The sequence below is a fragment of the Candidatus Pelagibacter sp. HIMB1636 genome (assembly GCF_052047675.1).
GTDB lineage: Bacteria > Pseudomonadota > Alphaproteobacteria > Pelagibacterales > Pelagibacteraceae > Pelagibacter.
In genome coordinates this window covers 1,395,001-1,418,785 of record NZ_JBNAJP010000001.1, presented here as the reverse complement: position 1 = coordinate 1,418,785, position 23,785 = coordinate 1,395,001, and the positions used below count along the sequence as shown (strand labels likewise).

Here is a 23,785-nt window from a genome sequence, read left to right as displayed (position 1 = left end):
ATTTAAAAAAATTTTAGATCTTCATAATCATCAAATTCATACCAATTAGAATAAATGGGTAAGCATTTAATTTTCTCATTTTTCTTTATTATATAATCTATGAAATTGGTTGTATGCATTTTCTTATTTTTGTTACATTTATTTATTAGGTCTAGCATTTTAGAAATTTTATTCTTTGGTATATATATAATTCCCATAAATTGTCCCATAGCATCTTTCAATGATTTAAGATTTTTACCAATTTCTATTAAGTAATAATTTTTATCATACTTTAAACTTTCACAATCATCGAAAATAGATTTTTTTCTTTTGCTCCAAGTTTTTTTCCAGTTTTTATTTATTGGTAAAACGATTTCATTTTTATTTTTTATTTTTCTTAATTTTGAAAATAAATTTTTTGAATAGAAAATATCAGTATAACTAATTATTACATCTGAATTTGCTTTCATAAGTCCAAGTTTCAGTGAATAAAGCATTTCTCTGGTTGCATAGAGATTATTGTTAATAAAAGATATATTTTGATATTTTTTTAGTGCATTTTTAATATTTTCTTTTCTATAACCAACAACTACAAAACTCTTGTTTTTATTTTCATGAAACTGAAAATCTCTGATTATTTTCTCAATTAATGTAAGATTTTTAATTTTAATTAAACATTTATTTTTATTAATTTTATTAAATATTCTTGAGCCCTTACCTGCAGCTAACAAAATTAATTCCATTAAAATAAATTTTTAATTATTTTTTTATCAAACATTTTAATTGATTTATATCTTTCTGGATGCCACATAATTCCCATAATTTTTTTTGATTTATGTTTAAAACATTCGACTGACTTATCTTTTGCGTAGGCATAAACTTCAAGATCTTTGTGCAATTTTTTTTTATCAATTGCAAAATCATGAAAGGAGTTAACTTTTAAAATCTGGTTATTTGATATTTTCCCATATATTCTGTGATTTCTTTTCACATGATTATTTATTTTTAACAATTTACCACCAAAATAATTATTGATAAATTGAGCTCCTCTACAAATCCCTAAAATTGGAATATTTTTTTTTAATGAATATTCAAGAAGTTTCTTTTCTATAATAAATCTAATATCCTTTTTTTTAGAATCACCTCCTGGAGATAAAATGATCCCATTGGGTTTTATTAGTTTCATGAACACGTTAAAATTTTCTAAATTATTTGATACGGGAATTATTGTTAAACCACATTTTTTAAAAAAAGAATAAAACCTGACATCTAAATTATCTCTGAGTTCTTTATTATGACCAATTTTATCCAATCTTTGAGTTATAACTATTTTTTTCATCGTAAAACATTTATATCTTTCTTCTCACAATTAATAAGAACTTCTTTAGACTTTAAAATATTTTCATACATATTGCCTCCCACCCCGATTGCAGCTGGGATATTATACTCCAAACATCTTATTGCCATATGTGAATTAGCTCCACCGTATTGAGTTATAAGGCCTTTGATATTATGGTTAAAAATAAAATCATAACCTGGGTCAGCATTTTTAATAATTAAAATTTTATTTTTAACTTTGTCTAAATTGTTTTTCTTAAGTACAATTATTTCACCAATAACCTTGTTTAAAGTAATAAAATTTGGTTTACTTTTATTTTCATGAAATTTATATATATCTTGCTCATCAATAATTATATCAGGTAATTTTATTTTTTTCATTATCTCATATTCATATTTATTTTTTTCAATATCTTCTTTAAGTGTTTTCTGTAATTTAAAAATTTCAAGACTTGAGTAGTAGTTTAAGATTTTGTTAAAATCGAGAAAAGCTAAATCTTTTCTATTTATTTTTACCTCATCTCCAAGTCTAATCAAACATTCAAAAATTAAATTTATACCCTTTGTAAAAATTAATTTAGAATTTTCTCTTTGGAAGATAGATTGTTGAGCAAATTTTTTAAATTTCTTAAATGATACTTTGAGATCTTTACTAAATAACTTATTCAATTTTACGTTATTATTAAATTTTATTTTTGATTTTTTTACTTTCTTGTATTTAAAATCACCTTTGAAATAATTTGAAAATCCTTCATTATAATTTAATGAATTAATGTCATAAGTTGATGGTCTCAAATGACCATAGCTATTAATAAACTCGCCCTTAGTAATATTACCTCTAAATACACTATTAAGTTTGTCGTTAAATATAGTTGTGATAGACTTTATAGAAGAAAAAAAATTTTTAAATTCATTCTCACTTATTAAATTTAACTCTTTTAAATCTAATAGAATTCTTTGTGAAATAAACGCACATCTAGCTATTCCAGAAAAAGGTAAGGTGCCAAATTTTTTCAATATTTTTGTTAAATAAAAAATTTTTTGAATTTCACTAATTTTTTTTTGTGAAATTCTCTTCAAATTATTTTCAAAAATTTTTAATTTTGCTATTTCTTTTTCTATAGAATTTTTTTTTAATATATTTACTGTTTGTTTTTTAATTATTTTTAAATACTTATTTGCTAATTGTTTTTTAAATAGTGATAATAATCTCTTTCTAGAATTAAACGAATAACATGTTTCAATTAGTTCAAACTCTATTTTATCATGAATTGTGGGTTTTTTTTTAATATTGTCTAAATATTTATTTATAATAATCTCTTTCTCTTTTTCATCTAAACCATAGGGTAGAAAACTATTTAAATCTGTTCTTAAATCTATGTACGGAGATCCTGCAAAAGTAAACATTAAAATATTTGGGTAAACATTTTGATAACCGTAAAGCTCTCTTTGTTCACCCCAAACTTCATTAGTTATTAATTCTTTATACAACGAAACTGCTAAGTGCTTTGGCTTATCACCTATCATTTCTGCTGGATTCCAATCAGCCATATTACTAAAGAAAGTCGTTTTACCTTGTAATATAGGATTTTTTGTTTTCAGTTTTATTATTTTTTTTTTTATATTTAATAAGTAGCTATCAAAATCTTCAACTGAATATTTTATTTTAGAATTATTTATTTTAGAATGCAAAGGTCTCAGCTGAAATAAATAAGTTTTATTTTTTTTAATTGCAAATTCTACGTCTAATCTACTATTTCCAACTTTTTTCTCTAAAATTTTTGTTGCTTTAATTAAATCATAAAATTTATTTTTCGGATAATTTTTATTTTTATAAATAATCAAGTTTTTTTCTTCTGGATTTTGAACACCTGATGTGATGAGGTTTGTTTTACCTGTAGAATCATAATTAATTAGATAATATGGAGAATTATGATTTATATCCTCAGAAAATAAAACTCCAGAGTAATCTACATTTGAAATTTTTTCTTGTATGATGATTAAATCTTTTTTATTCTCAAATTGCTTTATAAATAAATTAAGTTTTTTTAATATTAAATTTTTTTCGATATTTTTTTTTAAAACTATTGAATCATATTTACCAGCCAATGAATAATTGGATTGATCCTCATTTAAAGCAGATGATCTACAAATGATTTCTTTTTCTCTATTAATTTTATAAATTTTATTTAATAACTTTTCTTTTTTATATGTGAAATCTTTAACTTTAAAATAAAAATAATCAGGAATTACAATGTTCCTACTTTGAAAAAATATTTTTTTTAATATATCTAAATTTTGAGCTTTATTTTTTAATTTAATAGGCATTTATATGTATTTTAATTAGGTATTAAATACTATACTTGATATGTGTATAAAATAAATTATTAACTACTTAAAAAGCTTTATAGGAATATGATTAAATTCTTTTTTTTTATAATTTTAAGTTTTATAACTTTTTCGTCAAACCCTGCATTTGCTTACTTTGATCCAGGAACTGGGGCATTTATAATTCAATCTATATTAGCTTTTTTTGCAGTAGTGGCTGTTTATCTTGGGTATCCAATTAGGATTTTAAAAAATTTTTTGTCTAAATTTAAAAAAAAGAAACTAGATAAAGATAAAGATAAAGATAAAGATGAAGATAAGATAAAATAGTGTTTTCAAAAATAAACTTCAGATCTATCTTTTCGTTATCAGCATTAATAACATCGAATTTTTATTTTTACTCAGCTAGAGGTATTTTTATTAATTATGAAGTTGTTGTGGTTCAGCTAGCTTCCCTTTTAATTTTCTCACTTTTTTTTTTCTATATTATAAAATTAATTAATAAAAATATTACATACAAATATAATACTATTCAAAAACTATTAGCATTTATAATTCTTATTTGGTTATTAAAAGAAACAATTAACAGTTATTTTTTAATTTCTAACAAATCAACTTTTGGACAGTTGTTTTTGTTACCATTTAAAAAATTTATAAATAATGAATACATAAATTTAATAATAGAAAGAATATTTCCATACATAGTATGTGGATTTTTAGTGTACTTTTTTTCGAAACATAATGAAAAATTATTTAGACTTATTAAAATTACTGGTATTGTTGTATTCAGTTACTTTGTATATGAATTTTCACCGAGATATTTTGAAAATTATAAAAACTTTAATAATAATTTTAGTAATAAAATTATTGAAAATAAATTAAATAAAAAAAAAATTTTATGGGTAGTATTTGATGAGTATGATTATAACTATGCTTTTGATAATAATTTAGTAGAAAATCTTAAAAGTGTATCAAAAACTTCCGTATCATCATCTAATGCTTTACCTCCAGGACCGAATACGATTGTATCAATGCCAGCAACTCTCATGAATGTAGTTCCAAAAGGTGTTGGTTCAAATGATGAATTTATGTTTATTGTTGACAGTAATAATAAAAAAAATCTGTTTAAATATGAAAATACAATTTTTAAAAAATTAGATGATTTATCACTTAAATATCAAATCTTTTCTTCTATGATTCCTTATTGCTCAATTTTAATAATAAAAAAAAATTGTAAAGAAAAATTAAGCGAATGGTACAGAGGAATTATATTTGAATATTCTTTAATTAATAAAATATTTACTTTTACCAACTATTCAAAAAACTTTTTCAGTGACTCTAAGAAAAAAATTAATATTGAAAAAGTAATTAATGCTAAATTAAAAAAAAATATAAATCTTTCTGAATCTATAGATGGACATAAAAATTTTACATATGACGATTTAAAAGATATTCTCAAAAAAGATTTAAATTTTGTATTTATGCATCTTTACTTGCCTCATTTACCTGCTCAATATGCAATGTCAAAATATGATTTAAATTTAGAAGAGGAAGATCATTTAAAAAAATATTTTTTAAATCTAAAAATAAGTGACCTAGTTATAAAAAATATATTCGATACTTTAGAACAAAATATTGAGGATAAAAATAAATCCGAAACAATGATAATTTTAAGTTCGGATCATTGGTATAGATTTGGTCCAGATAGGAAAAGAAGTTATGATGAAAATAAAGAAGCTTACCCTGTCATATTTTTATCTAAAGTGTTGAGTGACCAAGAAAATTTTAATATACAACAAAAAATAAATTTGCTTTCTATACATGATTTAATAATTCATTTTTTTGAGGGTAAAATTAGTTCAAATAAAGAAATAAATGATTTTTTAATAAACCAAAAATTTCATGAACCTTTTTTAAATACTATTTATAGGTAAGAAATATTTTTTTTATTTAATTTAAAGATTTAAAAGTGTGAGTATAATAAAATATGGATGAAACAAACACTAAATTTGGATACAAAAAATATCAAAATAACCTTAAAAATTTGATCAAATTTGAAGTAAAAAGTTTTTTTGGAAGATTATTAAGTCCAAAATTAAGAATAAATAAATATAATTTAATTAATATTGGATGTGGAAATCAAATTTATGAAAATTTTGAAAATATTGATTTTTATGCAACAAGATTTTGGAAAGCAAAATATATTGGACACGATCTACGTTATAAATTTCCATTCAAAGATAATTCTTTCGAAGGTGCTTTTTGTGATAATGTCCTTGAACATTTACATCCATCAGATGCAATTAACTTTTTAAAAGATGTTAAAAGAATACTAAAAGACGGAGCAGTTTTCAGGATTATTGTTCCTGATCTAGAAAGATATATTATTTATTATAACAATCAAAATTTAAAGGGATTTCAGCATTATGGTAATGGGTGTAATGCAATATGGAATCTAACTCATAATTGGGGACATCTTTCGACTTGGGATTTTCAAATGATAAGTCATCAATTAAAAAGTATAGGTTATAAAGATATCAAAAAATGTAAAATAATGGAAGGTCAAGATTATAGATTGCTAAAAGATAATCCAGGAAGAGAATGGGAGTGTTTATTCGTAGAGTGTAGATCCTAAATATTTTTAGCAAATTTAAAATATTCTTTTCTTATAAGTTTCAAATTCTCGAAATTTTCTCTAGTTTTGATTAAATTCAAATTATTATCCCAAAATTCAATTACTGCGTTTGTATAATCAAATATTTCTAGATTTTTATTTAAAATTTTCGAGTAAAACATAGAAGTCGAAAATGAAGTATAATATTTTATTATTTTTAAATTTATAATCAATTTCTCAATCGTAATATTTTTTTTAATAGAATTATCTAATATTTGAATTTGAAAATTTGGAAATTTTTTAATTATTTTTTTTAAAATTTTTTTTTGGATATTAATTGGAATTCTATTTTTAAACTTAATTAAATATAAATATTTTTTATCAATAAGTATTTTATTCAAGCAATTATTAAAAAAGTAAATTAAGTATCTTGATATTGTTTCATTATCATATTTATCATCCCAATGTTTGTAAGGTAAAGTGAAATCAACTAGAATAATTTTTTTATTTGATATTTTGTGAGAAAGTTTTGAGTTTCTAGTAAAAAATATTTTAAATTTACTGGGCGAAATTAATATTTCATTAATATTTTTTTGTTTACTATAATTTGAAAAAATTGAAACAAAATTAAAATTTTTTTCTATTTTTTGAAAATTATACATAATATTATTGTTAATTAAACATTCAATTTTATTTTTAATTTCACTCCAAAGATTTTTTTTATTAACTAATAAAATATCATTTGGAGCATGAGCAAAAAAATATTTTTTTGAAGTATTTTTAAAAAGAAGATACGAATTTATTGTTTCATTTGAGAAAAGTATCATTTTATAGTTACTAGCATTCATTTTTTTTTTGATTAAAATATTTTTTAATTTTTGATAATAAAATTTATTTTTTTTATATCCTAATAATCTGAAATTATATCGAAAAGAAAAATAGGATGCCTCTGGAAATGCTTTAATATAAATAATTTTATTTGGGTTCAGCAAACATGCTAATTTATTTAAATTTAAAAGTTCTAATTTTGATTGATTCTTTTCATAAATAATCACATCAAATTCACATTTTGTTTTTATTGATTTACAAAATAAAATAATTTGGTTAGCAACATTTTCATTACTTAAAACAATTAAAATTTTTTTCATAATTAATATATTTATTTATAAATAATTATATTTATATATAAATAATATATTTCTTAATCTTAAAAATATCCTGGATGAAAAATCTAATTCACACAAATTTCAATTATCAAAAATGGAATAACATTATAAGCAGTGAGTTATCCAAAGACATAAATACTTGTATAGGATACAAAAAAAATACAAAAAAATTATCTTTAAAATATTGCTTCAAAATTTTGGGATTTGAAAACGAATATTTATTTTTTCATAAAAAAATTTTAATTGCTGATAAAATCTATAAAAAAGTATTCTTAATTTTTTTTTTTAAATTTATAAAATTTATTTCTTATATTTATTATAAATCATCTAAGTTTGATACTTATATAACTACAGATGATATGTCTGGTCCACTAAATTTAATTTTTTTAAAGTTCTTTAAAAATGACAATAAAAAAATTATATTATACTTAGATAATAAATTTAATAACGAAAAATATTTTATTTATGAAAGATTAAAAAATAAAAAGTTTATCATAAAAAATGACAAAAAATTTTTAAAAAAATATAAAAATATTTGTAGAAAGGTTCCTAAAACAAAAAAATATATTTCTTTTTTTGAAAAAAATCTTACAAGAATCTTTGATAAGTTAAATATTTTACCAAAAAATCCTTTCAAGCCTGCCTCCTCGGATTATAAAAAAATGGATGTAAGATATGTTAATGAAAGAAAATTAGTCAGTAAATTTCTTAAAATTGATAAAAAAAAAATTACATTAAAAAAACAAGTTCTATACACGAAATATAAATTACAATTTAATAAAAAATTATTAATTATTGGAATGACTAATTGGTATGAACATAATATGACCTCTAAAAAAGAGGATTTGCGTAGAAATGAGATAATGATTAAATATGCAATAAATAACAATAAAAACTATAATATACTTGTATCTTTGCACCCAAAACAAAAAATCAGAGATTATAGAAATTTAATAGAAAAATATAATATTAAGATAATAAAAGAGCCATTAATAAAAGTTATACCAACTTGTAATCTTTTTGTAACTTCATTTGGATCTAGTGTATTGCAGTGGACAAAATTCTGTAAAATTAAATCAATTGTATTAAATTTTTTTGAGGATAAAAATTTAAATATCAAAAATAGTAAATATTTAATCATTAAGAAATGAGTTAAATATTTATAATTTAAGAATATAAAATGGATAAAATATTATTATCAGAACCATATTTTGATAAAAAAGATTTAAGCAGTATAAAAAATCCAATTAAAACTAGCTGGGTTTCCACTGCAGGAAAACAAATTTCTTCATTCGAAAAAAATGTATCAAAATTAACAAAATCAAAATTTTGTATTGCCTGTAACTCAGGTACCTCAGCTCTTCACATAGCTTTAAAAGTTTTAGGTATAAACAAAAAACATGAAGTGATCGCTCCTTCTATAACTTTTATTGCTACGATTAATGCTATTAAATACAATGATGCTGACCCAATTTTTATGGATGTTGATGATTCTTTTAACATTGATGAAGATAAAACAATTCAATTTTTAGAAAAAAATACAGAAATTAAAAATGGAAAATGTGTTAATAAAAAAACAAAAAAGATTATTAAAGCTCTGATTGTTGCTCATATATGGGGGAATGGAGCTAATATTAAAAAATTAATTTCTGTATGCAAAAAAAAAAATATTGAAATTCTTGAAGACGCAGCTGAAAGCCTTGGAACTCACTATAAGAAAAAGTATTTAAATAATAAACATACTGGAACTATAGGTAGTATTGGTATTTTGTCCTTTAATGGAAACAAAATTATTACTACAGGTGCTGGGGGTATGATTTTAACAAATAACAAAACTTTAGCCAAAAAAAGTAGATATTTAATAAATCAAGCTAAAGATAACGATTTTTTTAAACATAATGAAATCGGGTACAATTATAAAATGCCAAATTTAAACGCAGCGCTAGGTTTGTCTCAGATAGCAAAGTTAAAAAAAATTAAAAAACTTAAAAAAAGAGTTTATGAAAATTATTTGTCAATTTTTAAAAATTCTAAAATTTTTTCTGTTCTAAAGTGCGATAAGATCTCTAATAACAATAATTGGATGATAATATTACAATTAAAAAAAAATATTAATAAAAAATTTTTAGACTATTTGATTAAAAGTCAAATAAAAAAAATTCAATTCCGGAAAGTTTGGCCACCAAATGAAACTCAGTTAATTTATAAAAAGTATGAGAGGTATAAAATAACTAATAGCTACAAGTTATTTAATTATTCAATTTGCTCTCCATCTAGTGCTAAACTTACTTATAAAAAAATAGAATATATAGAAAAATCAATTAAAAAAAGTTATGAAAATTTTATTAATTTTAAATAAAGAAAAAAATTTAAATAAATTTATAATAAAAGAAACAAAAAAACTGTTTAAACACACTGTAGTTAAATATGATTATGAACATAAATTTTATAATAAAAAACATTCTTTTGATTATATATTTTCATTTTTATCAAAAAAAATTTTGAAAAAAAAATTTTTAAGTTATACAAAATATCACAATATTAATTTTCATCCAGGTACACCAAAATATAGAGGTCTAGGAGGTTATAATTTTGCCATTTATAATAATGAAACATATTATGGATGCACTGCACACGAAATAAATGAAAAAATTGACAATGGTAGTATATATAATGTTAAAAAATTTAAGATCAAAAAATACAATGTTGAATCTTTAAAAAATCAAACTTATTTGGAAATGCAAAAACAATTCATAGAGTTACTACAATATATTAAGAAAAAAAAATCAGTTTTTCCACTAAAAGTAAAGTGGTCTAAAAAATTATATACAAAAGAAGAGATTGATAATTTATCAGAAATTAAGCTACGAATGAAAAAAAATGAAATAATTAGACGTATTAAAGCGACTTATAACAGTAAAAAATTTAAACCTTTTTTAATACTAAAAAACATTAAATTTGAATATTGCGAAGATAATTAAAATTATAAATTAAATAAATTATGACGTTAAATTACCTTCATTTAGAAGAAAAAATTATCTCCAGAAATAATAGATTTTCTCTTAACTTAAATCAAAAAAAAGAGTTAAAAAAAATATTTAATAATCAAAATGTGCTTGTTTTTGGAGCGGCGGGGTCCATAGGATCCTGCTTTGTATTAAATATTTTAAAATATAAAATTAAAAATTTGTACTTAGTCGATAAAAATGAAAATGAGTTAGTTGAATTAAACAGGAATATTGTTTCAGAAAACCTAAATATAAATATTAATTATATATGTAATGACATTAACGAATTTAAATTAAATAAATTCCTTAATGACAAAAAAATTAACATATTCCTTAATTTTGCAGCAATCAAACATGTTAGGAGTGAAGAAAACATTTACACATTAAAATATTTATTTAATACAAATTGTAATAATTGTTTTAACTTCAATTATTCAAAATTTTTAAAAAAGGTTTTTTTTATATCTACAGATAAAGCTTGCGATCCATCTAGCATAATGGGAGTTTCCAAAAAAATAATGGAACAAAAACTTTTTATTAAAAAACGAAGTATAAGGAATGTATTTTTTTCTACAGTAAGATTTGCAAATGTAAGTTTTTCAAATGGAAGTATTTTAAAAATGATTGATGATAAAATAAAATTGAACAAAAATTTTGGAATTCCTTTGAATATTAAAAGATTTTTTATTACTCACAATGAGGCAGTTAGTTTGTGTTTAAAATCACTAACAAAAGATGCTGATGGTATGATAGTAATACCAAACGGAAAAATACTTGGCAGACAATTATCGATAAAAGAGTTATTAATAAAAATATTAAATTATTATAAAATAAAGAATAAATCCTACAAAAATTATATTTTAACTAAAAAATTTAAAATAAAATTACTTAAGAGCAAAATCACAGGTCAAAAAAATGAAGAAACTCTGTATATTAATTCTGAATTGAATTATATAAAAAATTTAGATAAAAATACTTTATTGTTAAATCCAAAAACATCTAAAATCATTGCAGATATACTTAAAAAATTAAAATTTGATAAAAAAATTATTACTATAAAAAAACAACTATCAAAACATTTTAATAAAATTAATCTAAAAGAAAAAAGTGTTAATATCTCAAAGAATTTGTAATTATAAATTCCTAAAGATCTCTCTTATATATAATTTTAAATGCTTCAGCATTCAAATAACCACTTTGTGAGCCTCTAAACTTAGAAAGCGCCATGACATTTTCATAAGATCTTGGAAATGGAAAATTTTCAATTTCACTCTTAAATATTTTTAAAATTTGAAGTTTTTTTTTAATATGTTTTTTTATATCAACATAAAAATTAGGTGAAAAATGATTATCTATTACCCCAGTTTCAGAAGGAACTTCATATACACTGATATTTTTTACTGATGGAGCTCTGAACCATTTTAAACTAGCTAAACATAATTTGTTGGAAAAATAATGATCTGAATGAATATCATTTTTATTAGGAATAAAACAATGAGTTATTCTGTTTTTATTTATAAATTTTTTCACTAATGAGATTTCTTTTGACCCAATATTATTAAATTTTGTTGGCTCAATATTTAAAAGTATAATTTCTCTAAAGTTGTAGAAAAATTTAATTTTCTTTAATATATTTTCGTCACACTTTCCAACTACAATAAGATAAGTATTTTTTTTTCTTTTTTTTAATTCTAACAACAAGCCGCCACAACCAAAAGTTTCATCATCTAGGTGGGGTGCAACTACACAATATTTCATAGGTATGAATTTTTTTTTAAGTTTATTTTTGGTTTTATTCTAATTATTTTAACAATACTATCATCACAAGTTACTTGAAAAGAATTTTTTTCTACTTTTAAAATTTTACCTGGTTCAATATTGTTCTTCTTTTTCATTAATATTTTTGCTTTATCAAATGTTATATATTTTGCCTTATATTTAAAGCAAGCATTTGGGTATGGATAAGACAAAGCATTGCTTAATCTTATAATACTACTACCTGACATTCTCCAGTCGACTACCCCATCTACAAATCCTCTTTTTCTCCATATATTTTGATTTTTTTTTTTATAAAATTTTATTTTTTTATTATTAATAATTTTAAAAATTATTGATTTTATTTGTATTTTTGAAATTTTTGCTAAAGATTTGTATATTTCTAGTGATTTAGATTTTTTTTTAATTTTTAAAATTTTCTGATCAATTATAATTCCATCATCTACTTTTTCAGTAAGTTTAAAAAAAGTTGAGGCTGTATTTTTAAGACCTAGATAAATTGCCCAAATAATTGGGTGTCTCCCACGATTTTTAGGTAATTCAGCTGGATGATAACCTATACAATATTTATTTGCACATTTGATAATTTTTTTTTTTAATAATCTTGACCATCCAAAACAAAAAATATAATCGGGTTTAAAATTTTTTATTTTCTTTAAAGTTTGATTAGAATTTATATCACTTGTTAAATGAATCGGTAATTTTTTTCTTTTAGCTATTTTGTTTAAGTTCTCGTGGTCTGAGTTTATTTTCTTTTTTGACGAAATAATATAAATATCAATATAATTTCTATATTTTATTATTTCTTTTAGTAATATTTCAGAGAACTTTACTGTGCCAATATAAACTATTTTTATTTTCATGAAAAATTTAAAATTTATTTATTATCTTGATTGCATTAATTGATGTAAGACCCTTGTCAAATGGACTTTTAAGGTTTTTTATTTTTTTTTGGAATTTTTTTGAAATTGCCTTCTTAATTGCAGCACTTATCTCAGTCTCTCTCCCATTTACATCAATAACATTATTCGCCTTTACTCTTCCACCTTGCCTAGATCCTATATTTACTACTGGTTTTTTATAACTTGGGGCCTCAAGTATACCACTAGAAGAATTTCCGATTAAACAGTCTACATGATTTAGTGTGCTTAAATAAAAATCCCCTCCAAAATTTTCAACAAAAATACAGTTTTGATAATTTTCTTTTATAAATTTTTTAATAATTTTTAAATTTTTTATTCCTAATGGATCTATGTTACCACCTGTAAAAATAAACAAATTATCTTTGGACAAATTTTTTTTTATGGATTTAAGCATATTATTTAGATCATTTATATTTAATTTTTTTTCAAGATTATTTGGATGATAGGTTACTAAAAAATTTTTTTTTTTAAATTTAAATCCAAATCTATTTTCTATTTTACTTTTCAAAAAAATTTTTGAATTCTTACAATTGTCGATTGATAAACTGCCAACAGTAAAAATTTTTGCCAAATCTTTTCCCATATGCATTATCTTATCTTTATAATTTTTATGAGCAACAAAGTGATAATTTGATAGAGAAGTTACAGCATTCCTTACACCATCATCTAATATACCTAAGGTAGACTCTCCACCATTAAAATGTATTATTTTAATATTTTGTAGAAATGCTGAATAAGCAATAGGTAAAATTTCAATTCTATCCCCTAACAAAACAATAAATTCAGGTCTCAATTTAGAAAATATTTTTGAAAATTTAACATGAGATACTGCATTAGATTTTGAGATAGATATATTGTTATCAGAACTAAGGTTTATTTTTACTTTTTTGTAAATATCTATTTTGTCTTTAATAATATTACTTATAGAGTAAGATTTTTTTTCTAGATGAGAGCCTGTTACAATGAAATAAGTTTTGTAATATGGCGATTTTAAACATTGTTTAACAAAGTGTTTTAACAAATCATAATCTGCTCTAGAGGTAGAAATGATACAAATTTTTTTTTTATAAGGTTTTTTTTTCACAGTTTTTTGAAAAATTTAATTTACTAATTCTTTTAGAATAAATCTACTAATAACTTGTTAAGATAATATTATATGATAAACAAATCCAAAATGACAAAAATTAGTATTATAGCTGAGATGGCTTGGTCACATGATGGGTCGGTTATTAAAGCAATAAAGCTTTTAAGGGCTGCAAAAAATTCTGGGGCAAATTATTTTGGAATTCATATTACAAATCTTAAAACCTATATGTCTAAGTTTTACCAAAACAGTCCTGGAAAAGTTTCTCAAGGAAAAGAAAATTTAGATATTTATAAATACTTAGACAAAATCAATCTCACAAATAAAAACTGGATAATGCTTAAAAAAACAGCAAAAAAAATAAATATGAAACTATGTGTTATGCCCAATGATTTAGAAAGTCTTTCTTTTACCAAAAAATATATAAAGCCAGAAATGTACGCATTATCTGCTGCAAGTTTTAATGAAAAATTAATGATAAATGGAATTGCAGAAACAAAAAAGAAAGTAGTAATTAGAACTGGTGGAGCAACATTGAACGAAATTAAAAATGTTATAAATATTTTTAAAAGAAAAAAAAATAATACATTTACTTTACTACATGGAATTCAAGTTTATCCAACATCAGTTGATGAAATAAACTTAAATCAACTAAAAACATTAAAAAAAAAATTTAAATGCAGCATAGGTTTAGCTGACCATATTGATGGTGGAAATGAGTTTGCAATTTACTTACCATCTTTAGCAGTTCCTCTAGGTGTGGATGTAATAGAAAAACATATTACTCTAAATAGAAAAGAAAAATCTGAAGATTTTGAGTCAGCTTTAGATCCTAAAAATTTTGAAAAGATGGTAAGAAATATCAAATTATCATTTAAATCACTTGGAAAAAAAAATTTTAGTGGATTATCAAAATCAGAATTAAGGTATAGACAGGTATCAAGAAAAAGATCTGTTGCAAAAATAAAAATTAATAAAGGAGATAAAATATCCTCTAAAAATATAACATTTAAAAGATCTGATACTGGAATAGACCCATTAAAGATTGAGAATTACTTTGGGAAAAGATGCAAAAAAGAAATTAATGAGGATCTTCCAATTTTAGAGAGAAATTTGTATTGAAAATTGGAATATTAATATCTGCAAGAGACAAATCAAAAAGACTTAAAAAAAAATTATTTTTAAAAGTCTCAGGTTTTTCTATATTTGAATATTTACTTATTAGAGCAAAAAACTTAAACAAATATGCAAAAATAATCTTAGCTACTTCTAAAGATCAAAGAGATTTAAAATTAATTAATATTGCAAAAAAATATAATTTAGATTTTTTTAAAGGGCACAAAGATGATAAACTTAAAAGATATTATAATGCAGCAATAAAGTTTAATTTAGATGGAATGATAATTATTGATGCTGATGATCCATTATTTTTTACAGATTTAATTATTAAACAAATAAAATTATTTAAAAAAAAAAAATATGATTTTATATATTTTGATACAAAACATGTTGGCATTTCTTGTAATTTTATTAAGACAAAAGCACTAAAATATATTATTGGGAATAAAAAAAAAAGAAACACTGAAGTATGGGGCCATTATTTCTTAAATAATAAAAAAATAATTAAAAAAAAAATTAAATTTAATATTAAATCAATTAATAAACCAATAAGACTTACTTTGGACTACGAAGAAGATTACAAATTAATTAAAAAAATAATTAATAAATTAAAAAATAAAACAGATTTTAATGATGACCAACTGATTAATTTTTTAAAATTTAATAAAAAGCTATTGAATATAAATTCAAGTGTGGTAAGTGAATATGAGAAACATCTAGCATTAAGTACATAAAAAAATGAAATTTTTAATTATAGGGCTAGGCTCTATGGGAAAACGTAGAGCAAGAAATTTACTAGCTCTAAAATATTCAAATATTTTTGGATATGACACTAATAAAATTAGAAGAATTGAATTTGAAAAAAAATATAATCTTCCCACTTTAGCTTCTTTAAAGAATGTAAAAATAAATGAATTTGATGCACTAATTGTGTCAACTCATCCATCATTTCATTTTAAATATATTAAATCTGCAATTAAAAATAAAATAAATTGTTTTATTGAAGCGTCAATTGTAAACGAAAATCTAATTAATAAAGAAATAAAAAAAATAAAATCTAAATCTTTGGTTTATGCCCCATCATGCACAATGAGATATTATCAAATGCCTGTTGCTATAAAAAAAATTATAAAATCCAATTTACTGGGAAAAATTCTTTATATAAACTATCATACAGGCCAATATCTGCCTGACTGGCATCCATGGGAAAATATAAAAAACTTTTATGTATCAAAAAGATCTACTGGTGGATGTCGAGAAATAGTGCCTTTTGAATTAAATTGGATAACAGATATTTTTGGTTTTCCAAAAAAAATATTGAGTTCATTTAAATCTAAAATTAGCAAAATTGATGCCAATATAGATGATATATATAATTTTTCACTACTACATCAAAAAAAAGTTATTTCTCAAATAACTATTGAAGTTTTATCAAGACCTAAAGCCACTAGAAATTTAAATATTATTGGAGAAAAGGGTAAACTTTTATTCAATCAAGAAGAGGACATGCTTAAAGTTAAAAATGTAAAAAAAAATGTTCAACTTAAATTAAAAAAACTAAATATTGAGAAAAATTACACTTATCCTGAACAACCATATATTAATGAAATGAACGATTTTATCACAGCTATAAAAACTAAAAATAAAAAACCTTTTCCGTCAAATTTTAAAAGTGATTTAAAACTTTTAAACTTACTAAAGAAAATTGAAAAAAAATCTAAGCACTCTTAATTTATGAATTACGAAAAAGAGTTAGAAAAATTTATTCCAGGAGGTTCTCATACTTATTCAAGAGGTAAAGATCAATTTCCCTCTAATGCACCAGCAATAGCAACTAGTGGGAATGGTGCATATCTAATTGGAGCTAATGGAAAAAAATATTTAGATTACTCTATGGGCTTGAGATCAGTCACTATTGGATATAACACAAAAGATATTAATAATGGTGCAATAAGAGAGATAAAAAACGGAAATAATCTCTCTAAACCATCAATGATAGAACTAAAGGCAGCAAAAACTTTTGTGAATTTAATTCCTGGTGCAGAAATGGTAAAGTTTGCTAAACATGGATCAAGTGTAACAACAGCTGCTGTAAAATTAGCACGATCTTATACAAAAAAAGAAATAATTTGTTTTCCAAAAGAACAGCCTTTTTTTTCATTTGATGACTGGTTTATAGGATCAACAAAAGTGAAAAGAGGTGTTTTAAAAAAAACATCTAAATTTTCAAAGGTTTTTCGATATAACGATATATCTAGTTTAATAAAAATATTTAAAAAATATCCAAATAATATTGCAGGTGTAATTCTTGAACCAGCAACGACTTTAACACCTTGTTTTAGTAATTGTCAGTCATATAGTTTTAAAAATAATTGTAAATCTTGTAATTTTAATAAAAAAAACTTTTTAAAATCAGTGCGAGCCCTATGTGATAAGTATAAATCTTTATTAATTTTAGATGAAATGATTACTGGATTTAGATGGAGCCTCAAAGGTGCACAAGATTATTTTGACGTTACACCTGATTTGTCTACTTTTGGTAAAGGGATGGCAAATGGATTTTCATTATCTGCACTCACTGGCAAAAGAAAAGTGATGGAATTAGGTTCAATAACAAAAAAACAAGAACGAACTTTTTTGCTTTCAACTACACATGGTGCTGAAATGTCATCATTGGGTGCTTTTGTAAATACAGTAAAATTTTACCAAAAAAAAAATGTAGTAAAACACTTATGGAAATTTGGAGAAGTATTAAAGCAAAAAATTAACCTAGTTTCTAAAGATTTAAATATTGATAAATATTTCTTTGTAGAAGGACCTTCTATATGTTTAAATTATAGAACCTTAGATAAAAATTTTAAAGACAACTTATTGTTAAGAACAATCTTTCAACAAGAAATGCTTAAAAAAAATATATTAATTCCTTATATTTCTCCTTCTTTTTCACATAAAAAAATAGAATTAGATTATACTGTAAATGCTTGTAAAGCAGCTTTAGTTGTTTACAAAAAAGCCTTGTTTGGTAAAACAAAAAAATATTTAAAGGGAAAAGAAGTCAAACCTGTCTTTAGGAAATTTAATTAATGAAAAATGAATTCTCAAAAGCATATAAAAAACAATCAGAAAACGCTAAAGAGTCAGTAAAAAATAACAGTAGATTTTCTAGACCAGAAAATAGAAATACAAATCTTCATAACAGTAAGTTCAATAGTAACGCTACTTACTATGAAGAAGTATATAACACAAAATGGAAAGATCTAAAAAATGATGAATATAAAAAATATAGAGAAATGTGGCAGGAAATACCTGAAAAAAAAATAACTACAAATTTTCCTTTACATTTAGATATAGAAACCACAAACGTATGTAATCTACTTTGTCCAATGTGTCCTAGAACAATTCATCTGGCAAACGAAAGTTTTAGCGAATTAGGTTACATTTCAAAAGAAGACTATAAATATATAATAGATCAAGCAACAGCAAATAATTGTAAGTCAATTAAATTAAATTATCTTGGAGAGCCTCTTGCGCATAAAGAGCTAATATGGCAAGTAAAATATGCAAAGGAGAAAGGTATAATTGATGTGATGTTTAATACAAATGCCTCTCTTTTAACAAAAGAAAAAAGTAAAGATTTACTTGAAGCTGGTATAGATAATGTTTTTGTATCTTTTGATGCTGTTGATCCTCAGGAATTTTCTATACAAAGAAAAGGAACAACTATTGGAAGAGTAATAGATAATGTTTTCAACTTTATTTTATTAAAAAACGAAATAAGACCAAGTTGCCAACTTAGACTATCTATGGTCATGTATAAAGATGAAAAATGGCAAAAACAATTTGAAGCTCTTAAAATTATGTGGTCTGATCATGTTGATGCTTTAGGCTGGGGTTATTTTGTAGATAGGGATATTGAAAATAGTTTGTATTTTCCTGAAGTAAAAGGTTTTCACTGTGCACAGCCTTTTCAAAGAATGTTTTTAAAATATAATGGTAATGTAACTATTTGTTGTGTAGATGATAAGGATGAAGTAATAGTCGGAAACTGGAGAGAGCAAAATTTAAAAGATATATGGCTTGGAGAAAAATACTCCGAAATTAGAAAATTACATAGTTCTGGAAATTACTATAAGATGGAAATGTGTAAAAAATGCTATATGCCTCACGGTTAAATGTTTAAATTTAAAAGAAACCCCTTTTTAAAAAAAACAAGTGTATATATTATTGCAGAAGCTGGTGTTAATCACAATGGTGATTTAAAAAATGCATTTAAACTAATAGATATTGCTGCAAGAGCAAAAGTTAACGCTGTTAAATTTCAGATTTTTGATCCAGACAGAATTTGCTTACCAGGAACGGAGCAGGCTGAATATCAGAAAAAAAATTTTAAAGACAATGATCAAATTTCAATGCTAAAAAAAATTGCGTTAGATAAAAAGAAATTTTTTAGCTTAAAAAAGTATGCTGAAAAAAAAAAATTAGATTTTATTGTAACACCTTTTGATAAAGAGAGTTTAATTTTTTTAATTAAACAACTGAAATTAAAAATTATTAAAATTGCTTCTGGGGATATAAATAATTTTGAACTTCTAAATGAAATTATAAAATATAAAATTCAACTAATTTTATCTACTGGGGCATCAAACTTATCTGAAATAAAAAAAACCTTATCATTTTTGAAAACAAGTAAAAAAACCAAGTTTAATAGCTCTAATTTATCAATACTACACTGTACTTCTGATTACCCAGCTAAAATTGATCAACTAAACTTAAATGTATTAAAAAAGTTAAGAAAATTTAATTGTACTATAGGATACTCTGACCATAGTGATGATTACTTTACTCCTTCATTAACAGTAGCATTAGGAGCAAAGGTTATTGAAAAACATTTTACTTTAAGCAAAAAAATGAAAGGACCTGACCATAAGGCATCATTGAACCCTAAAGAGCTAATCAAAATGGTTAAATTAATAAGAGAAAGTGAAATTAAATTAGGAAGTGATGTAAAAAAAGTTACAAAATCTGAATTAAAAAATCAAAAAATTATTAGGAGATCAATTGTTGCTAAAAAAAATATAAAGATAAATGAAAAATTTTCATTTGAAAACATTACCTGCAAACGACCTGCTAATGGAATTTCTGCATCTAAGTATTTGAGTTTAATTGGAAGAAAATCAAAAAAAAATTACAAAGCTAATACTTTAATCTAATATTTTTTTGAATTTTAATAACTTGATATATGAATAAGAATCACTTTTTCCAGTCAATTCATTAGAAAAAAAATTAACAAAATTAGAATTATGTTGAAACTTTATCTTATTATTAATGATATATATTGGATGTAAAACCCTCGCAATTAAGTAATGAGACGAAAGCTCCTGATTTTTATCAATATAAAATTCTCTTAATTTTTTATTTTTGAAAAATTTATCATTTAAAGGCTTATTGTGATAAGCATGCCTTATTGGCTTGAGTTTAAAAGTCTTTCTTATTTTGTTTAAACTTTTAATAGAGGATTTAAATGTTTCAATGAACAAAAGTACTCCATTTTTTTTTACTAAACATATTAAATTTTTTAAAGCTTTTTTCTGGTCTTTGGAATTTAAAATATTGATAATCACCCTTTGACATATTATTAGATCAAATTTTTCAGAAATTTTATCAATTCTTCTTATATCTTTATGAAAAATTTTAGCTTTATTTTTTAATCTATCAGAGGCAATCTTTAGCAAAGATAAATTTTGTTCATATCCATATAAATCAAATTTTTTAAATTTTTTGCTAATAATACTCAAAGAATAACCATTACCACAACCTACATCCAAAATTTTAATTCTTTTTTTTTTTAATTTATTTAATTCACTTAAAATAAAATCAGTTTCTAAACTTCTTATTTTAATGTCTTGCATTGTTGATGAAGAAGATTTTTTGTGCAACAAAGCTACTTTATCGTAGTGATCTTTTATGATTTTATCATATTTTCTAAACATAAAATATAAAAAGGTTAATTATTTAATTTTTTTCTAATTTTTAAAAAATCTGCTTTATTGCCTAAATCAATCCAATCTTCATTTTCATATAATTGAAATAAACCTACTTTTTTTTTATTAATTTTTTCGATCAAATCTAGCATTGTAGTAAATTTTAAAGATTTTATTTTTTCAACAACGGATTTATTTATTACATAAATACCAGCATTAACAAGCTTGTTTATGTATGGTTTTTCCTCAATTCTATCAAATTTTCCTTTATTGTTTTTAATTACTCCAAAAGGTATATGAGTTTGATAATTCATGCACCCCATGGTGACATCAAAATTATTTTCTTTATGAAATGATAAAATTTTATTTAATTTTAAGTCTGTAATTACGTCTCCATTTATTACAATTATATATTTATCGTCTATTTTTGTTTTTTTGAGAAAAAAAAGCGACCCAGCTGTTCCTAGGGGGATTTTTTCCTCTAAAAAATTAACATTTAATCCAAAATTCTTGTTGATTTTAAAAAAATTTTTAATCTTTTTGCTTTTATAATTTATTGAAACATAAATATTATAAAAATTTTCCTTAATAATATTGTCAACAATATATTCTAAGATTGGTTTACCGTTTATTTTTAACAAAGGTTTGGGGATATTTTTTGTGAGGGGTAATAATCTTTTTCCCTTTCCACCAGCCATTATTACTATTGGAGATGAAAATTTTTCTTCTAAAGCAAAAAAAGCTGCAAATAATTTTTTTGATTTAATTATTGGTATGCCTTTAAGATATTTTGAGTATAGTATTTTCCTATAGTATTTTTTTTTATCTTTATCTTTAAAATTACATACAAATGGTTTTTTGTTAACAATATTTTCAATTTTGTTATTTAAATTATTTTCATTTAAAAAATGCCTTCTAATATCACCATCCGTAACAGTGCCGATAAAATTATCTTTTATATCCACAACAAATAATATAGGTGGATTAATTAGATTAAGTTTTTTTAATGCCTCAGTTATTTTTTTTTTATTATTTATTTTAAAAGAAGTGAGATCAGATTTATATATCATATCAATGTAATATTAATGCTTAATTAATTTAGACGTTTTTTTAGACTTGGTATAGACTTTCTTAATTTATTTGGTAAATTCAGGTCAATTTTTGCAAATATAGCCCCCTCTTTAAATTTATTTATCTTTAATATCTTTCCATCTGGAGAAATTATAACAGAATGACCAAATGTTTCCCATTTTTTTGTATTTTTTCCAGTTTGATTAGGTGCAAAAATATAACAAAAATTTTCTATCGCTCTAGCTTTTAGCAAATTCAACCAATGCCTTTTTCCAGTTAATTTTGTAAAAGCTGAGGGTATACTTATAAAAAAACAATTTTTTTTTGAATATTCTCTAAAAATTTCAGGAAATCTTAAATCAAAACAAATTGCCATTCCAAGTTTACCCCATGGTAAATTTGCTATTTTTAATTTTTTTCCAGGTTTAAAATATTTACTCTCATTAAAAATACTATTTTTATTTAATTTAGCATCAAATAAATTTATTTTGTCATAATATGTTTCTACTTTTCCGTTAGGATTAAATAGTATTGACCTATTCTTAAATTTTTTTTTTTCTTTAATAAAAATTGATCCTATCAAAATCCATTTATTATATTTTTTTGAAATTTTACTTATAGTTTTTAAAAAATCATCCTCTCCAAAAATATAACTATTCTTTATCAAAGTGCTTTTATCATCATAAAGAAAAGTGGTAGCCTCAGGTGTGATTATTAAGTCAGCTCTTTTTTTTATACAAATATAAATATATTTTATAATTTTTTTAATATTTTGATCCAACCTGTCAGTAGATTTTACCTGAATACATGCAATTTTCATTTTACTTTTATTAAATTTTTTCTATTAACTCCTTAATCTTGTAAATTTTGCCATCCTTTAAATTTAAAACTTCACAATCTTGAATTGTAGTAAGATTTTTTTCAGGACTATTAAATCCTAATTTATTTGTTTTACTTTTGTTTTCTCTAAATCGTGCATTTGTAAAATTTTCCAAATCACTTGTATTAATACTATCTAACGGTAGTAAATTTATAAAATCATTTTTTACAAAAAAAGCATTATTACGTAACGAATTTGAACCAATAAAATTAAATCCTTTGTCTTTCATTAAATTAATCAAAGCCCTTAAGGACATGCCCCAGCATAAGTTGGATGGATGGTACTTAGTTCTGTTAAAATTTTCTGAGTAAGGCACTGTAATTTCTAGTTCAGGACCAAAATATGGATTGTATTCTGCAACTATAATTTTGGATATATTATCGGGTAGTTGCTTAAGAATCCAATAATCTATTCCATCTATATCTATTGAAAAAATATCAATATTTTTATTAGGAAAATGTTTGTTTATTAAAACGTTTATATTTTCGCTATTAACAAATCTTTCTTCTATTGATAAG

24 protein-coding genes (1 of these 24 cut by a window edge) are annotated in these 23,785 nt (G+C 22.6%); 13 read left to right on the top strand and 11 right to left on the bottom strand.

The genetic code is table 11. The features are described from left to right. Window positions 1-2: 2 nt before the first annotated feature. Genes ACTTA6_RS07430 through ACTTA6_RS07420 form a run of 3 tightly spaced genes read right to left on the bottom strand, consistent with a single transcriptional unit; the run spans window position 3 to window position 3,645 of the window. The gene (locus ACTTA6_RS07430; RefSeq protein ID WP_440614714.1) at window positions 3-722 is read right to left on the bottom strand and encodes an NTP transferase domain-containing protein; all 720 of its coding nucleotides are present in this window, start codon (window positions 720-722) and stop codon (window positions 3-5) included. Further along, on the bottom strand, window positions 722-1,318 hold the full coding sequence (locus tag ACTTA6_RS07425) for a glutamine amidotransferase-related protein (protein WP_440614713.1): 597 nt from the start codon (window positions 1,316-1,318) through the stop codon (window positions 722-724). The genes ACTTA6_RS07430 and ACTTA6_RS07425 overlap by 1 nt, the downstream gene beginning before the upstream one ends. Beyond that, window positions 1,315-3,645 (bottom strand): PEP-utilizing enzyme, encoded by a 2,331-nt coding sequence (locus ACTTA6_RS07420; RefSeq protein WP_440614712.1) that lies wholly within the window; start codon window positions 3,643-3,645, stop codon window positions 1,315-1,317. The genes ACTTA6_RS07425 and ACTTA6_RS07420 overlap by 4 nt, the downstream gene beginning before the upstream one ends. Before the next feature lie 87 nt (window positions 3,646-3,732). On the opposite strand from ACTTA6_RS07420, the gene ACTTA6_RS07415 reads away from it, so the two are divergent. The 3 genes from ACTTA6_RS07415 to ACTTA6_RS07405 are packed head-to-tail and all read left to right on the top strand — an operon-like array spanning window position 3,733 to window position 6,280. Next, window positions 3,733-3,975: a hypothetical protein gene (locus ACTTA6_RS07415; protein ID WP_440614711.1), complete on the top strand. Its 243-nt coding sequence runs from the start codon at window positions 3,733-3,735 to the stop codon at window positions 3,973-3,975. After that, window positions 3,975-5,579: a hypothetical protein gene (locus tag ACTTA6_RS07410; RefSeq protein ID WP_440614710.1), complete on the top strand. Its 1,605-nt coding sequence runs from the start codon at window positions 3,975-3,977 to the stop codon at window positions 5,577-5,579. The genes ACTTA6_RS07415 and ACTTA6_RS07410 overlap by 1 nt, the downstream gene beginning before the upstream one ends. Before the next feature lie 53 nt (window positions 5,580-5,632). Continuing rightward, complete coding sequence (locus ACTTA6_RS07405; protein WP_440614709.1) at window positions 5,633-6,280, top strand: class I SAM-dependent methyltransferase; 648 nt, start codon at window positions 5,633-5,635, stop codon at window positions 6,278-6,280. Here ACTTA6_RS07405 and ACTTA6_RS07400 read toward each other — a convergent pair. Beyond that, the gene (locus ACTTA6_RS07400) at window positions 6,277-7,407 is read right to left on the bottom strand and encodes a hypothetical protein (RefSeq protein ID WP_440680399.1); all 1,131 of its coding nucleotides are present in this window, start codon (window positions 7,405-7,407) and stop codon (window positions 6,277-6,279) included. The two genes, ACTTA6_RS07405 and ACTTA6_RS07400, sit on opposite strands and share 4 nt — an antisense overlap. 74 nt (window positions 7,408-7,481) lie before the next feature. Here ACTTA6_RS07400 and ACTTA6_RS07395 point away from each other — a divergent pair, with 74 nt between their 5' ends. Genes ACTTA6_RS07395 through ACTTA6_RS07380 form a run of 4 tightly spaced genes read left to right on the top strand, consistent with a single transcriptional unit; the run spans window position 7,482 to window position 11,566 of the window. After that, window positions 7,482-8,576, top strand: coding sequence for a hypothetical protein (locus ACTTA6_RS07395; protein WP_440680398.1), 1,095 nt, complete (start codon window positions 7,482-7,484; stop codon window positions 8,574-8,576). Between the two features lie 29 nt (window positions 8,577-8,605). Beyond that, window positions 8,606-9,784, top strand: coding sequence for an aminotransferase class I/II-fold pyridoxal phosphate-dependent enzyme (locus ACTTA6_RS07390; RefSeq protein ID WP_440680397.1), 1,179 nt, complete (start codon window positions 8,606-8,608; stop codon window positions 9,782-9,784). Then, window positions 9,759-10,406, top strand: a complete 648-nt coding sequence (locus ACTTA6_RS07385; RefSeq protein ID WP_440680396.1) for a formyltransferase family protein — start codon at window positions 9,759-9,761, stop codon at window positions 10,404-10,406. Before ACTTA6_RS07390 ends, ACTTA6_RS07385 begins: the two co-directional genes overlap by 26 nt. 20 nt (window positions 10,407-10,426) lie before the next feature. Beyond that, window positions 10,427-11,566, top strand: coding sequence for a polysaccharide biosynthesis protein (locus ACTTA6_RS07380; RefSeq protein ID WP_440613434.1), 1,140 nt, complete (start codon window positions 10,427-10,429; stop codon window positions 11,564-11,566). A gap of 10 nt (window positions 11,567-11,576) precedes the next feature. Here ACTTA6_RS07380 and ACTTA6_RS07375 read toward each other — a convergent pair whose 3' ends face one another. From ACTTA6_RS07375 to neuC, 3 genes are read right to left on the bottom strand one after another with little or no spacing between them, the layout of a single operon-like run. Further along, complete coding sequence (locus tag ACTTA6_RS07375; RefSeq protein ID WP_440613435.1) at window positions 11,577-12,191, bottom strand: PIG-L deacetylase family protein; 615 nt, start codon at window positions 12,189-12,191, stop codon at window positions 11,577-11,579. Further along, window positions 12,188-13,072 (bottom strand): formyltransferase family protein, encoded by an 885-nt coding sequence (locus ACTTA6_RS07370; RefSeq protein WP_440613436.1) that lies wholly within the window; start codon window positions 13,070-13,072, stop codon window positions 12,188-12,190. Before ACTTA6_RS07370 ends, ACTTA6_RS07375 begins: the two co-directional genes overlap by 4 nt. 7 nt (window positions 13,073-13,079) lie before the next feature. Beyond that, on the bottom strand, window positions 13,080-14,216 hold the full coding sequence (neuC, locus tag ACTTA6_RS07365; RefSeq protein WP_440613437.1) for a UDP-N-acetylglucosamine 2-epimerase: 1,137 nt from the start codon (window positions 14,214-14,216) through the stop codon (window positions 13,080-13,082). 90 nt (window positions 14,217-14,306) lie between these two features. On the opposite strand from neuC, the gene ACTTA6_RS07360 reads away from it, so the two are divergent. From ACTTA6_RS07360 to ACTTA6_RS07335, 6 genes are read left to right on the top strand one after another with little or no spacing between them, the layout of a single operon-like run. Next, window positions 14,307-15,338: an N-acetylneuraminate synthase family protein gene (locus ACTTA6_RS07360; RefSeq protein ID WP_440613438.1), complete on the top strand. Its 1,032-nt coding sequence runs from the start codon at window positions 14,307-14,309 to the stop codon at window positions 15,336-15,338. Then, window positions 15,335-16,069: a cytidylyltransferase domain-containing protein gene (locus tag ACTTA6_RS07355; RefSeq protein ID WP_440613439.1), complete on the top strand. Its 735-nt coding sequence runs from the start codon at window positions 15,335-15,337 to the stop codon at window positions 16,067-16,069. Before ACTTA6_RS07360 ends, ACTTA6_RS07355 begins: the two co-directional genes overlap by 4 nt. A 4-nt stretch (window positions 16,070-16,073) precedes the next feature. Then, on the top strand, window positions 16,074-17,066 hold the full coding sequence (locus ACTTA6_RS07350; RefSeq protein WP_440613440.1) for a Gfo/Idh/MocA family protein: 993 nt from the start codon (window positions 16,074-16,076) through the stop codon (window positions 17,064-17,066). Between the two features lie 3 nt (window positions 17,067-17,069). Further along, entirely contained in the window at window positions 17,070-18,419 is a 1,350-nt protein-coding gene (locus ACTTA6_RS07345) for a glutamate-1-semialdehyde 2,1-aminomutase (protein WP_440613441.1), read from the top strand. Next, entirely contained in the window at window positions 18,419-19,507 is a 1,089-nt protein-coding gene (locus tag ACTTA6_RS07340) for a radical SAM/SPASM domain-containing protein (RefSeq protein WP_440613442.1), read from the top strand. Before ACTTA6_RS07345 ends, ACTTA6_RS07340 begins: the two co-directional genes overlap by 1 nt. Beyond that, on the top strand, window positions 19,508-20,545 hold the full coding sequence (locus tag ACTTA6_RS07335; RefSeq protein WP_440613443.1) for an N-acetylneuraminate synthase family protein: 1,038 nt from the start codon (window positions 19,508-19,510) through the stop codon (window positions 20,543-20,545). On the opposite strand, the gene ACTTA6_RS07330 is transcribed toward ACTTA6_RS07335, so the two are convergent. The 4 genes in view from ACTTA6_RS07330 to ACTTA6_RS07315 are tightly spaced (at most 23 nt apart) and all read right to left on the bottom strand, a layout consistent with a single transcriptional unit that may run on beyond the window. Further along, the gene (locus ACTTA6_RS07330) at window positions 20,537-21,325 is read right to left on the bottom strand and encodes a class I SAM-dependent methyltransferase (RefSeq protein WP_440613444.1); all 789 of its coding nucleotides are present in this window, start codon (window positions 21,323-21,325) and stop codon (window positions 20,537-20,539) included. The two genes, ACTTA6_RS07335 and ACTTA6_RS07330, sit on opposite strands and share 9 nt — an antisense overlap. Before the next feature lie 14 nt (window positions 21,326-21,339). Next, on the bottom strand, window positions 21,340-22,386 hold the full coding sequence (locus ACTTA6_RS07325; protein WP_440613445.1) for a sugar phosphate nucleotidyltransferase: 1,047 nt from the start codon (window positions 22,384-22,386) through the stop codon (window positions 21,340-21,342). Between the two features lie 23 nt (window positions 22,387-22,409). Beyond that, window positions 22,410-23,207 carry a nitrilase-related carbon-nitrogen hydrolase gene (locus ACTTA6_RS07320; RefSeq protein WP_440613446.1) on the bottom strand — a complete coding sequence of 266 codons (798 nt, stop codon included), beginning with the start codon at window positions 23,205-23,207 and terminating at the stop codon, window positions 22,410-22,412. Window positions 23,208-23,217: 10 nt separating this feature from the next. Continuing rightward, a protein-coding gene (locus ACTTA6_RS07315; protein ID WP_440613447.1) for a hypothetical protein crosses the window boundary here: on the bottom strand, window positions 23,218-23,785 show its 3' portion. 395 nt of this gene lie beyond the right edge of the window; only the last 568 of its 963 coding nucleotides appear in the window; its start codon lies beyond the right edge, outside the window — the gene reads right to left on this strand; its stop codon occupies window positions 23,218-23,220.